At 68.6% G+C, this 10,683-nt stretch carries 12 protein-coding genes; 6 read left to right on the top strand and 6 right to left on the bottom strand.

What is annotated here, in order from left to right; all coding sequences use genetic code 11:
* Positions 1 to 118: 118 nt before the first annotated feature.
* Positions 119 to 610, top strand: coding sequence for an FxsA family protein (locus tag DDV73_RS25115; RefSeq protein WP_109510021.1), 492 nt, complete (start codon positions 119 to 121; stop codon positions 608 to 610).
* 3 nt (positions 611 to 613) lie between these two features.
* Here DDV73_RS25115 and DDV73_RS25110 read toward each other — a convergent pair whose 3' ends face one another.
* The 3 genes from DDV73_RS25110 to DDV73_RS25100 all read right to left on the bottom strand — a co-directional run bounded on the left by DDV73_RS25110 (position 614) and on the right by DDV73_RS25100 (position 3,471).
* On the bottom strand, positions 614 to 997 hold the full coding sequence (locus DDV73_RS25110; protein ID WP_109510020.1) for an RNA polymerase-binding protein RbpA: 384 nt from the start codon (positions 995 to 997) through the stop codon (positions 614 to 616).
* A 243-nt stretch (positions 998 to 1,240) separates the two neighbouring features.
* Entirely contained in the window at positions 1,241 to 2,641 is a 1,401-nt protein-coding gene (locus tag DDV73_RS25105) for an MFS transporter (RefSeq protein ID WP_109510019.1), read from the bottom strand.
* The gene (locus DDV73_RS25100; RefSeq protein WP_240617474.1) at positions 2,638 to 3,471 is read right to left on the bottom strand and encodes a glycerophosphodiester phosphodiesterase family protein; all 834 of its coding nucleotides are present in this window, start codon (positions 3,469 to 3,471) and stop codon (positions 2,638 to 2,640) included. The genes DDV73_RS25105 and DDV73_RS25100 overlap by 4 nt, the downstream gene beginning before the upstream one ends.
* 105 nt (positions 3,472 to 3,576) lie before the next feature.
* Here DDV73_RS25100 and DDV73_RS25095 point away from each other — a divergent pair, with 105 nt between their 5' ends.
* The 3 genes from DDV73_RS25095 to DDV73_RS25085 all read left to right on the top strand — a co-directional run bounded on the left by DDV73_RS25095 (position 3,577) and on the right by DDV73_RS25085 (position 6,407).
* Entirely contained in the window at positions 3,577 to 3,834 is a 258-nt protein-coding gene (locus DDV73_RS25095; protein WP_109510017.1) for a TFIIB-type zinc ribbon-containing protein, read from the top strand.
* Between the two features lie 201 nt (positions 3,835 to 4,035).
* Positions 4,036 to 5,433, top strand: coding sequence for a Gfo/Idh/MocA family protein (locus DDV73_RS25090; RefSeq protein ID WP_240617473.1), 1,398 nt, complete (start codon positions 4,036 to 4,038; stop codon positions 5,431 to 5,433).
* A 5-nt stretch (positions 5,434 to 5,438) separates the two neighbouring features.
* Positions 5,439 to 6,407: an NEW3 domain-containing protein gene (locus DDV73_RS25085; RefSeq protein ID WP_109510022.1), complete on the top strand. Its 969-nt coding sequence runs from the start codon at positions 5,439 to 5,441 to the stop codon at positions 6,405 to 6,407.
* A 91-nt stretch (positions 6,408 to 6,498) separates the two neighbouring features.
* Here the strand turns inward: DDV73_RS25085 and DDV73_RS25080 are convergent, their stop codons facing one another.
* Entirely contained in the window at positions 6,499 to 8,025 is a 1,527-nt protein-coding gene (locus tag DDV73_RS25080) for a UDP-N-acetylglucosamine 1-carboxyvinyltransferase (RefSeq protein ID WP_109510016.1), read from the bottom strand.
* A gap of 103 nt (positions 8,026 to 8,128) precedes the next feature.
* On the opposite strand from DDV73_RS25080, the gene DDV73_RS25075 reads away from it, so the two are divergent.
* A complete protein-coding gene (locus DDV73_RS25075) occupies positions 8,129 to 9,145 on the top strand; it encodes a zinc-dependent alcohol dehydrogenase family protein (protein WP_109510015.1) in 1,017 nt (338 codons plus the stop codon).
* Positions 9,146 to 9,160: 15 nt separating this feature from the next.
* On the opposite strand, the gene DDV73_RS28520 is transcribed toward DDV73_RS25075, so the two are convergent.
* Positions 9,161 to 9,319, bottom strand: coding sequence for a hypothetical protein (locus DDV73_RS28520; protein WP_170126059.1), 159 nt, complete (start codon positions 9,317 to 9,319; stop codon positions 9,161 to 9,163).
* A 459-nt stretch (positions 9,320 to 9,778) separates the two neighbouring features.
* A complete protein-coding gene (locus DDV73_RS28515; RefSeq protein WP_170126058.1) occupies positions 9,779 to 9,937 on the bottom strand; it encodes a hypothetical protein in 159 nt (52 codons plus the stop codon).
* 175 nt (positions 9,938 to 10,112) lie between these two features.
* Here DDV73_RS28515 and DDV73_RS25070 point away from each other — a divergent pair.
* Positions 10,113 to 10,683, top strand: a 571-nt coding sequence (locus tag DDV73_RS25070; RefSeq protein ID WP_154402903.1) for a phosphotransferase, incomplete at its 3' end; no start/stop codon positions are given.

The following is a 10,683-nucleotide window of genomic DNA, read 5'->3' as shown; positions in this document are numbered from 1 at the left end:
CAGAGCTTGAGTTGGTTCGCAACACCGACTCTTGGACACCCTCGACCTACATCACCGCCGCCACACCGCCGTACCCCTTGGAATCAGTCATCTAGTGGCCGCCACGTAGGCTCAATCCATGGAGACGTACGCAGGGCCCCGGCGCCGCAGGTGGCGCTGGTGGCTGCTGTTCGTTCTCTTCGTGGCGATGCCGATCGCGGAGATCTACGTCCTGATCCAAGTGGGTCAGGTAATCGGCGTCTGGTGGACGATCCTGCTGCTGATCGCCGACAGCCTGCTGGGCAGCTGGCTGATCAAGCGCGAGGGTGGCCGGGCCTGGCGGGCACTGACCACCTCGCTCAACACCGGCAAGATGCCGGCCCGCGAGCTCGCGGACGGTGCGCTGATCCTGGTCGGCGGCACGCTGATGCTGTCGCCCGGCTTCGTCACCGACGCGTTCGGGATGCTGCTGATCCTGCCGTTCACCCGGCCGGTCGCGCGAAAGATCCTGACCCGGGTGGTGACCCGCAAGCTGCTCGCGTCGTCGTACGTCGTCGGACATGGAACTCGCCCCGGACCACACGGGGGAGCGGTAGTCCAGGGCGAGGTCATCGACCAGCCTGAGAAGTAACGCTCAGGCGGTCTTGGTCTTCTTGGCGTTGGCCCGGTGCAGGTGCGCCGGCCCGATCTCGCCGCCACGCAGCAGCTCGAGACGCTCCTTGAGGATGTCCTCGAGCTCCTTCTCGGAGCGACGCTCCAGGAGCATGTCCCAGTGCGTGCGGACCGGCTTCTCAGCCTTCTCCTCGCGCTCGATGCCCGACGTGCTCAGCGCCTCGGCGCCGCAGCGAGGGCACTCCCAAACCGCCGGGATCTCGGCCTCGACCGACATCGTGATCTCGAACTCGTGTCCCTGCGGACACTTGTAACCCACCTGTTGGCGAGCCGCGAACTCAATGCCGCGCTCGTCCTCGAAGCTCTGACCTCCCAGCCGAGCCCCGCGCAGTGTGCGCTCTGCCATTGTGAGCCACCTCCCAACACTTGATTGTGCTCCCCACGAACACCCATGAGACGGCTGACCCTGCTGACCATGACGCCCCTCCGGCAAGTAATTGCCGTCACATGCTCAACGTACGCCTGAGTCACCCTGTTCCAAAGTTGTTGAAATGTGCCGTAATACACAACAGCACACCCACCGAACTCTCGGCGTCAAGATGATGTCAGATCACAGGGTGATTGACCTCATTGGTCCAACGACGCGCACTCAGACGACGCTGGGAACCCGGTTCCCGGCCTCACGGATGCCGCGCTCGGTGTCGACTCGCATCAGCAGCAGACCGCCGACCAAGAAGAAGACGATCAGTGCGAACACGGCCGGTCGGTAGGAGTCGGTCAGCTGGTAGACCACGCCGAAGGTGAGCGTGCCGAACCAGGAGGTGCCGCGGTCCATGGCGTGGTAGAAGCTGAAGAACTCGGCCTCACGGCCCTTCGGGATCAGCAGCGAGAAGTATGACCGGGCCAGCGCCTGGGTGCCACCGAGGACGATGCCGATCGCCACGCCGAGGGCGAGAAACGGCACGATCTGCTTCTCCGGTACGACGAGGGCCGTGGTTACGATCACCATCCAGACGCACAGGCCGATCAGGATCACCCGCTTCGCGCCGTACCGCGCCGCCAGCTTGCCGAACAGCAGCGCGCCGCCGAAGGCCACGAACTGCACCAGCAGGATGGTCGCGATCAGTACCGAGGTGCCGAAGCCGAGCTGCTTCTCGCCGTACGTGGACGACGTCGCGATCACGGTCTGGATGCCGTCGTTGAAGAACAGGTAGGCGAACAGGAACGTCAGCGCCATCGGGTAGTTGCGCAGGTCCTTCAGCGTCGACCAGAGCTGGCCGAAGCTCTGCTGGATGATGCCGCCGGACTCCGGCACGACGTGCTGGGGCTCGTGGTTGCTGAGCTTGAGGAACGGGATGAAGGTGAACGCGGCCCACCACACTGCGGCCGACAGCATGCTGATCCGGACCGCCATGCTGGTTGACAGGCCGATGGCGTCGTGGCCGAGCACGATGCCGAGGTTCACCAGCAGCAGCAGGCCGCCGCCGAGGTAGCCCCAGGCCCAGCCACGGGAGGAGACCCGGTCGCGCTCCTCCTCCTCGGAGATCAGGGGCAGGATCGCGTCGTTGACGGTGATCGACGCGCCCAGGCACAGGTTGGCGCCGATCGCGGAGATCGCGCCGATCTGCCAGTTGTCACCGGTACAGAAGAACATCAGCGCCGCGAACGCGGCACCGGTCCACGCGAAACCGGCGAGCAGGCCCTTCTTGTTGGCGGTCCGGTCGGCAATGGCGCCGAGCAGCGGCAGCAGGAGCGCCGACAGGATCGTAGAGAAGGTGACGATGTACGCCGGGAGCGCGCCCGGGGCGACCGACAGCCCGAGGATGGTCAGGTCGGCGGTGCAGTCCAGGCCCTTGTCGTCATCGCTGACGAACCCGCAGGCCGCCCGCTCCGCGATCGTGATCAGGTACGGCGCGAACAGCACCGTGGCAATGGTGGTGACGTAGGCCGAGTTGGCCCAGTCGTACCAGTACCAGGCCTTCTGCTCCTTTGCCCGCCACAGCGGCCGGAGGTCGGCGATGCCCTCCGAGCTCTCTGGTTTCTCGCTCATGCCTGTTCCCTCCACTGCCCGCGCGCTGTCAGCACGGCCTTGAGTATGTCGGTGCGATCGGTCATCAGCCCGTCGACACCACGGTCGAGCAGGACCTGCATCTCGTCGGGGTCGTCGATGGTCCACACGTGGACGTGGGCGCCCGCCTCATTTGCCCGCCGTACCAGCCGGGCGCTGGCGACAGTGAGCCCTCGCGCCCGGTGCGGGATCTGGAGTGCCGCCACCCGGCCGCGAGTCAGCCGGCGCGCGAGCCGGGCGCTGGGCACCAGAACGAACACGGCGATCTCGAGCGGATGCGCGGAGGTGGCCACCCGGCGCTGAGTGAGCCGGCGGAACTCGCGCAGCCGCGTCGCCGAGAACGAAGCGACCAGCACTCGGTCGTGCGCATTGCGGGCCTCGATGAACCTCGCCAGCGCCGGCACCGAGCCGGCCGACTTGAGGTCGATGTTGAACCGAGCCTTCGGGAACTCGTCGAACAGCGCCGCGAGCGTCGGGACCGCCTCACGACCGCCGATCAACGCGCTCTGCACCTCGCCGTACGTCAGGTCGGCGACCGGGCCCTTGCGGTCGGTGACCCGGTCGAGGACGTCGTCGTGGAAGGCAAGCAGGACGCCGTCCCGGGTCACGTGGACGTCGGTCTCGAGGTATTCGTAGCCGAGTTCGACCGCATGCCGGAACGCGGCGAGGGTGTTCTCCATGCCCTCGATCTCGGGATGGAAGGCGCCGCCGCGGTGGGCGAACGCCAGCGCCGCGCCCGGCTGGTCGAGGACCGAATCAAGAAAGGCGAAGCCGGTCGCCGGCGACACTGTCGGGCTGGTGCGGGGAGTCACGGGAGCAGTATGGCCGTCCATGAGCCGATCGTGGACCCGAAACTCTGGTCCGGCATCGGCCCGGATACTCACTGGTAGAGATCGCGTGGGGAGTACGGTCGAAGCATGGCGGCTTCGAACTGTCCCCGATGCGGCACCGAGATGGTGTCCGTGTCCCATGGTGCCCTCGCTCTGACCCAGTGCCCCGAGGGGCACGGGGTGTTCCTCGACCGTGCCGACCTCGGCACGTTGATCGAGGCCGAGACGGACTGGCACCGCAACGCCACCCACGACACCGCCCGGTTGCCCCGGATCACCGCGGACATGACCGAGCCGCCGGCCCCGCTCCGGCCGCGGGCCTGGGTCGAGACCCTCTTCAGCTGACCTCTGCTTGCTACCTCCACACGCGCCGATATGGGCGTGCGGCGCTTCCGCACGACCAAACCGAGTGAGCGTTTCTGCTCTAATCAATCGCATTTCGATCACTCTTGACAAGGACTGCGTCACATCGAGAGATTGGACGGCAACCCCGTGGCCGCCGAAGCCCGCGGGTCGATGTGAGGAGTGGTCTCGAACATGGTCGACATGCCCCACCCCAGCCGCCGCACCGTTCTCGGCGGCACGATGGCCGCCACCGCCGTTGTCGCCGGCGGCAGCCTGCTCAGCTCCGCCAGCTCCGTGCCCGCCCGCCAGCCCGGCCAGAAGTCGATGATCGGTGTGCCGTTCGAGGCGGTCGACACCGTCCGGATCGGCCTGATCGGGCTCGGCAACCGCGGCATGGGCATGCTCAGCGGCTGGACCGCCGTGCCCGGCGCCGCCGTCACCGCCGTCTGCGACATCCGCGCACCCCGGGCCAAGACGGCCGCCGACCGGGTGGTCGCGGCCGGTAAGCCGAGGCCGAAGGAGTACGGCGGCAGCGCGACGTCGTACCAGGAGATGCTCCGCACCGAGGAGCTCGACCTGGTCTACGTCGCGACCCCGTGGGAGTTCCACTACGAGCAGGGCAAGGCCGCGCTGCTGGCCGGCGCGCACGTCGGTGTCGAGCTGCCGGTCGCAACCGGGCTGGACGAGCTCTGGAGCCTGGTCGACACCTCCGAGCAGACCCGCAAGCACCTGTGGCTGATGGAGAACTGCAGCTACGGCCGCAACGAGCTGGCGATGCTGAAGATGGCCCACGAGGGCGTCTTCGGCGAGGTCACCAACGGCCACGGCGGCTACCTGCACGACCTGCGCGCGCTGCTGTTCAGCGACACCTACTACACCGACGCCTGGCGCCGGAAGTGGCACACCCGCAGCATCGCCAGCTTCTACCCGATGCACGGCCTGGCGCCGATCGCCGCCGCGATGGACATCAACCGCGGCGACCGGATGCTGACCCTGCAGGCGACGGCGACCGCACCGCGTGGGCTGGCCGACTACCGCGAGCGCAACGTGCCCCGCGACCACCCGTCGTGGCAGGAGGAGTACATCAACGGCGACCTGGTGACCTGCCTGATCGGCACCCACCAGGGCCGGGTGATCCGCGCCGAGCACGACGTCTCCTCGCCGCGGCCCTACAGCCGGATCAACAGCCTGGCCGGCAGCCGCGGGATCATGGAGGACTACGTGCCGGTGGGTGGCTCCAGCGCCCGGGTGTACGTCGAACCGGACCACGGCGGGCACTCCTGGCGTGACTTCACGCCGTACCGCGACGAGTTCGACCACTGGCTGTGGAAGACGGTCGGCAGCCAGCCGAACCCCGGCGGCCACGGCGGCATGGACTACATCCTGCAGTGGCGGGTGGTCCAGCAGATGCGGGCCGGGCTGGTCCCCGACATCGACGTGTACGACGCGGCCGTGTGGTGCGCGCCGGTGCCGCTGAGCGTGCGCTCGCTCAACAACGGCGGACGCGCCGTCGCCGTACCGGACTTCACTCGCGGACGGTGGGCGGACCTACGGCCCGGCCTGGACTCCCGTCAGTCCGAGATGCCGCCGGTCGGGTGATCGCGATGCTCCGCTCCGCAGTCGCGCTGGTCGCGGCACTGCTGATCGCCACCATGCTGCCCGCCGGTTCCGGGTCCGCTGCTGCCGCCGGCGCCGTCGAGGTCACGATCGCCGAGGTCGACCTGGACGGTCCGCACATCGCCACCACGACCGTGACCGTCACCAACAACGGCAGCACCCGGCTGACCCGGCTCAACGTGTCGTTCAAGGGGCCGGTCGGCTGGGCGGTGCAGCCGGCCAGCCAGAGCTGGTCGAAGGCGGTGTCGCCCGGCGCGTCGGCCACACTCACCTTCAAGATCCAGGTGCCGGCGCCGCGGCCCGGCTTCCGGATCCGTACCTTCGCCGCGACCGCGACGTACACCGGCGGCGACGGGGCGGGTACGGCGGTCGGCACTCGCACCCAGTACACCGGCGAGGCGCTGCCCAACCTCGCAGCGGCGTACAACAACGTGGGCGTCACCGACGAGAGCGCCACGACAGCGGGCGACTTCGACGGCGAGGGTAACTCGTTCTCGGCGCAGAAGCTGGCCGCGGTCGGGGTGACGCCCGGCGGCACGGTCACCGCGCTCGGTGTGGACTTCACCTGGCCGGATGTCGCGCCCGGCGAAGAAGGCAACGTCGCCGCCGGCGGTCAGGCGGTGCAGCTGTCAGGAACGGGGGAGCGGCTGGCATTCCTCGGCTCCGGCTCGAGCTTCGGTGCCTCCGGCAACGTCACCGTCCACTACACCGACGGCACCAGCAGCACCGGATTCTTCGGCTTCCCGAACTGGTCGTTCCAGGAGCCGGGCACCCACGGTGCCACCCTGGTCGCCTCCAGTGACGGCCGCAACCGGCCCGACGGCTACGGCAACGCCGGCATCGCCTACCGGGTCTTCGCTCACCAGGTCGACATCGACCCGAGCAAGACCGTCGCCTTCGTGGTGCTTCCGTCGTCACCGTCGCTGCACATCTTCGACATGAAGCTGGCCGACTGACTTGCCCGTCCGTTCCTGTCCCAGCCCGCCGGAAACTTCGCGCGGGCTGGGACAGTTTCACTAGGTACCTAGTGAAACTGCTCGCCAGAAATCAGATGTCGCGGAAGGTCTCGATGCTGGCGCCGAGCTGGTTGAGGCGCTCGGCGAGGTCTTCGTAGCCGCGGTGGATGACGTAGGTCGAGCGCAGCACCGAGGTGCCCTTGGAGGCGAGCATCGCCAGCAGGATGACCACGGCGGGGCGCAGGGCGGGCGGGCAGACGATCTCGGCGCCGGACCAGTGGGTCGGGCCTTCGACGAGAACCCGGTGCGGGTCGAGCAGCTTGACCTGGCCGCCGAGCTTGGTGAGCTCGGTGAGGTAGATCGCGCGGTTCTCGTAGACCCAGTCGTGCAGCAGGGTCTGGCCGTTGGCGACGGCGGCGATCACCGCGAAGAACGGCAGGTTGTCGATGTTGAGGCCGGGGAACGGCATCGGGTGGATCTTGTCGAGCGGCGCGCGCAGCAGCGAGGGCAGGGTGGTGATGTCGACCAGCCGGGTGCGGCCGTTCTCGGCGCCGTACTCCTCGGAGCGGGAGTACTGGAAGCCCATCTCCTCCAGCGTCGCCAGCTCGATCTCGAGGAACTCGATCGGCACCCGGCGGATGGTGATCTCGCTCTGGGTGACGATGGCCGCGGCCAGCAGCGACATCGCCTCGATCGGGTCCTCGCTGGGCGCGTAGTCGACGTCGACGTCGATCTCCTCGACGCCGGTGACGGTGAGCGTGGTGGTGCCGACGCCCTCGATGGTGACGCCGAGCTTCTGCAGGTAGAAGCAGAGGTCCTGGACCATGTAGTTGGACGAGGCGTTCCGGATCACGGTGGTGCCGGGGTTGAGCGCCGCGGCCATCAGCGCGTTCTCGGTGACGGTGTCGCCGCGCTCGGTGAGCACGATCGGGCGGCTCGGCTCGACCGCGCGGTTGACGCTGGCGTGGTACGACCCGTCGGTCGCCTTGACCTCGAGGCCGAAGGGACGCAGCGCGGACATGTGCGGCTCGACGGTGCGGGTGCCGAGGTCGCAGCCGCCGGCGTACGGCAGCTCGAAGGACTCCTCGCGGTGCAGCAGCGGGCCGAGGAACATGATGATCGAGCGGGTACGGCGCGCCGCGTGCTCGTCGATGTTGGCCAGGTCCAGCTCGGCCGGCGGGATGATCTCGAGGTCGTTGTCGGCGTTGAGCCACTGGGTCTTCACGCCGAGGCTGTTGAGCACCTCGAGCAGCCGGTTGACCTCCTCGATCCGGGCAACCTTGCGCAGCGTCGTACGACCGCGGTTGAGCAGCGTGGCGCAGAGCAGGGCGACGCCGGCGTTCTTGGAGGACTTCACGTCGATGGTGCCGGACAGCGTGGTCGGGCCGGTGACCCGCAGGTGGGTCGGACCGGCGCCGAGGGCGACGATCTCGGAGTCGAGTGCCTCGCCGATCCTGGCGAGCATCTCGAGGGAGAGGTTCTGGTGGCCCTTCTCGATCCGGTTCACCGCGCTTTGACTCGTGGACAACACATCAGCCAACTGTTGCTGGGTCAGCCCGCGGTGCTTGCGGGCGTCCCGGATCAGATTGCCGATGCGTCCGAGGTAGTCCTGAGTCATGCGGTTCAAGGTATCTCAGATATGAGATAGCACAAATTGACGTCCAACCCCGGGCGAGTCGCGGTCTCGGCACGGGCTCGCGGGGAGTGACAAGATGCCTGACATGCGCGCTGCCACCATCCACGCCCCTCGCGACATCCGCCTCTCCGAGGTCCCGGACCCGAAGATCAAGCGAGACACCGACGCCATCGTGAAGGTCTCCGCGGGCTGCATCTGCGGCTCAGACCTGTGGCCCTACCGAGGCGAGAACGACATCAAGCCCGGCAACACGATCGGGCACGAGGCGATCGGCGTGGTCGAGGAGGTCGGGTCTGCGGTGACGTCGTTCCGGCCGGGCGACTTCGTGATCGTGCCGTTCTGCCACTGCGACAACACCTGCCCGCACTGCCTGGCCGGCGTGCACTCCGCGTGCGACAACCTCGGCTTCACGCTCAGCGGCCAGGGGGAGTACACGCGCGTATTCCAGGCGGAGGGCAGCCTGGTGAAGACGCCCGACCAGCCGGACCCGGCGATGCTCCCGTCGCTGCTGACCCTCGCCGACGTGCTGCCGACGGGCTGGCATGCGGCGGTGGCGGCCCGGGTCAAGCCGGGCGGTACGGCGGTCGTGGTCGGCGACGGCGCGGTTGGGCTGTGCGGCGTGCTGGCCGCGTCGATGATGGGCGCCGAGCGGGTGATCGCGCTGTCGCGGCACGAGTCACGCCAGCAGATCGCGACCGAGTTCGGCGCCACCCACATCGTTCCCCAGCGTGGCGCCGAGGCGGCCGAGGCGGTCGTGGAGATCACCGGGGGAGTGGGCGCCGACTCGGTGCTCGAGTGCGTCGGCACCGGCCAGGCGATCGACACCGCCTTCGACGTCGCACGCCCCGGCGGCATGGTCGGCTTCGTCGGCGTGCCGCACGGCGTGGAGCTGCCGGTGCGCCGGATGTTCGACACCAACGTCGGGCTGGCCGGCGGCATGGCACCGGTCCGGGCCTACCTGCCGGAGCTGCTGCCGCGGGTCTGGTCCGGCGAGGTCAACCCGGGGCTGGTGTTCGACCTGACGCTGCCGCTCGACCGGGTCGCCGACGGCTACCGAGCGATGGACGAGCGGCGCGCGACCAAGGTGCTGCTCCAGCCCTGACGCGAGTACGGCTGGTCAGGCGGCGATCGGCGCGTACGCCGTACCCGGCATCAGGACCGGCTCGCAGTCGCACGAGTCCGAGCACGCCAGGAAGGTGTGGGTCGCGTGCCCGCAGCGGGGGCACGGAAGGTCATGCGTCAGGTGCGTCGAGCTGGTGTCCACGGTGTCCCACATGGTCTTGCCTCCTGCCTGTCGTCCACTGTCTGTCGTCCACTCCATCGTCGCCGTCGGAGTGTTGCCGGGCATCCGCTGCGGTGCGTAAGTGCGGCTACGTCGACACGCGTACAACGCTAGGCAGGACGCGAGACCAGCGCTTCTCGATTCCTGACCGGTGTCAGGCAGCGGTGAGCGTGGTCGGGGCAGAGCCCGGGAGCGGGATCGGCTCGCAGTCGCAGGAGTCCGAGCAGGCGAGGAAGGTGTGGGCGGCGTGGCCGCAGCGGGGGCACGGAAGGTCATGCGAAAGGTGGGTCGAACTGGATTCGACGGTGTCCCACATGGCCTTTCCTCCGATCGTGCTTCCTTGTCTATTGGACGCCTGCGGCGCGGTGTCATGACGGCGAAACGCCGTGTCTGTCATAGGTGAATTGCTCGTACCGAAAGGAGGCGGCGCCGCCTCGACAGATACAGCCGGCGTCAGGCGGCCACCGGACCGGAGACCACACCCGGCATCAGCACGGGAGCGCAGTCACACGAGTCCGAGCAGGCAAGGAACGTGTGCGTGGCGTGGCCGCAGCGCGGGCACGGCAGGTCGTGCGACAGGTGCGTTGACCTGGTGTCGACGGTGTCCCACATCGTCTTGCCTCCTTCCGTTCTCAGTAGTCGTGTGGACGTCGGATCCGGATCCGTTCGAGCTTCTGCAGTACTGACCGGGATGCTTCCCTGAATTCATCGTGCGTATTCCAGGAACTTCCTTTCAACCGAATATCCGGTCGTGCCCTGCCGGCGGCCGGGCCTAATGTCGGTCGGGATGAAGCACGAGAGCGAGATCGAGACGGATCCGGAGCTGGTGCGCCGGCTGCTGGCGAGCCAGTTCCCGCAATGGGCCGAGCTGCCGGTACGGCGGCTGCCGGTCGGCGGCACCGACCACACGCTCTACCGGATCGGCGAGGACCTACTTGCCCGGATGCCGCGCATCGGGTGGGCCACCGACCAGGCCGAGAGCGACCAGCGCTGGCTGCCGCTGCTCGCCCCGCGGCTACCGCTCGCGGTCCCGGCGCCGGTCGGCCTCGGCGAGCCGGGCGAGGGCTTTCCGTGGCGATGGACGGTCGTGCCCTGGCTGGCCGGCGAGAACCCGGCCAACGGCAACCTCGACCTCGAGCAGGCCGCGGTCGACCTGGCCGGTTTCGTGAAGGCGCTCGCGGGCTGCGACCCGGCCGGTGGTCCGGCCAAGAACGGCACCAGCCGCGGCGTACCGCTGGCCGCGCGGGACGAGCTCACTCGGGGCGCCATCGCCGAGCTCGGCGACCGCGTCGACAGCCGGGTGGTCACCGAGGTCTGGGCGCGGGCGCTGGAGGCCGACCCCTGGACCAAGCCGGGCG

Origin of the sequence: Nocardioides speluncae, from assembly GCF_003121585.1 — a bacterium.
GTDB lineage: Bacteria > Actinomycetota > Actinomycetes > Propionibacteriales > Nocardioidaceae > Nocardioides > Nocardioides speluncae.
This window is presented reverse-complemented; position numbering and strand designations above follow the sequence as displayed.

What these genes read in the sequence shown, in the direction of transcription:
- DDV73_RS25110 (WP_109510020.1), bottom strand. Translation starts at nt 997, where the DNA reads ATGGCAGAGCGCACACTGCGCGGGGCTCGGCTGGGAGGTCAGAGCTTC.
- DDV73_RS28515 (WP_170126058.1), bottom strand. Translation starts at nt 9,937, where the DNA reads ATGTGGGACACCGTCGACACCAGGTCAACGCACCTGTCGCACGACCTG.
- DDV73_RS25075 (WP_109510015.1), top strand. Translation starts at nt 8,129, where the DNA reads ATGCGCGCTGCCACCATCCACGCCCCTCGCGACATCCGCCTCTCCGAG.
- DDV73_RS25085 (WP_109510022.1), top strand. Translation starts at nt 5,439, where the DNA reads ATGCTCCGCTCCGCAGTCGCGCTGGTCGCGGCACTGCTGATCGCCACC.
- DDV73_RS25095 (WP_109510017.1), top strand. Translation starts at nt 3,577, where the DNA reads ATGGCGGCTTCGAACTGTCCCCGATGCGGCACCGAGATGGTGTCCGTG.
- DDV73_RS25080 (WP_109510016.1), bottom strand. Translation starts at nt 8,025, where the DNA reads ATGACTCAGGACTACCTCGGACGCATCGGCAATCTGATCCGGGACGCC.
- DDV73_RS28520 (WP_170126059.1), bottom strand. Translation starts at nt 9,319, where the DNA reads ATGTGGGACACCGTGGACACCAGCTCGACGCACCTGACGCATGACCTT.
- DDV73_RS25105 (WP_109510019.1), bottom strand. Translation starts at nt 2,641, where the DNA reads ATGAGCGAGAAACCAGAGAGCTCGGAGGGCATCGCCGACCTCCGGCCG.
- DDV73_RS25115 (WP_109510021.1), top strand. Translation starts at nt 119, where the DNA reads ATGGAGACGTACGCAGGGCCCCGGCGCCGCAGGTGGCGCTGGTGGCTG.
- DDV73_RS25090 (WP_240617473.1), top strand. Translation starts at nt 4,036, where the DNA reads ATGCCCCACCCCAGCCGCCGCACCGTTCTCGGCGGCACGATGGCCGCC.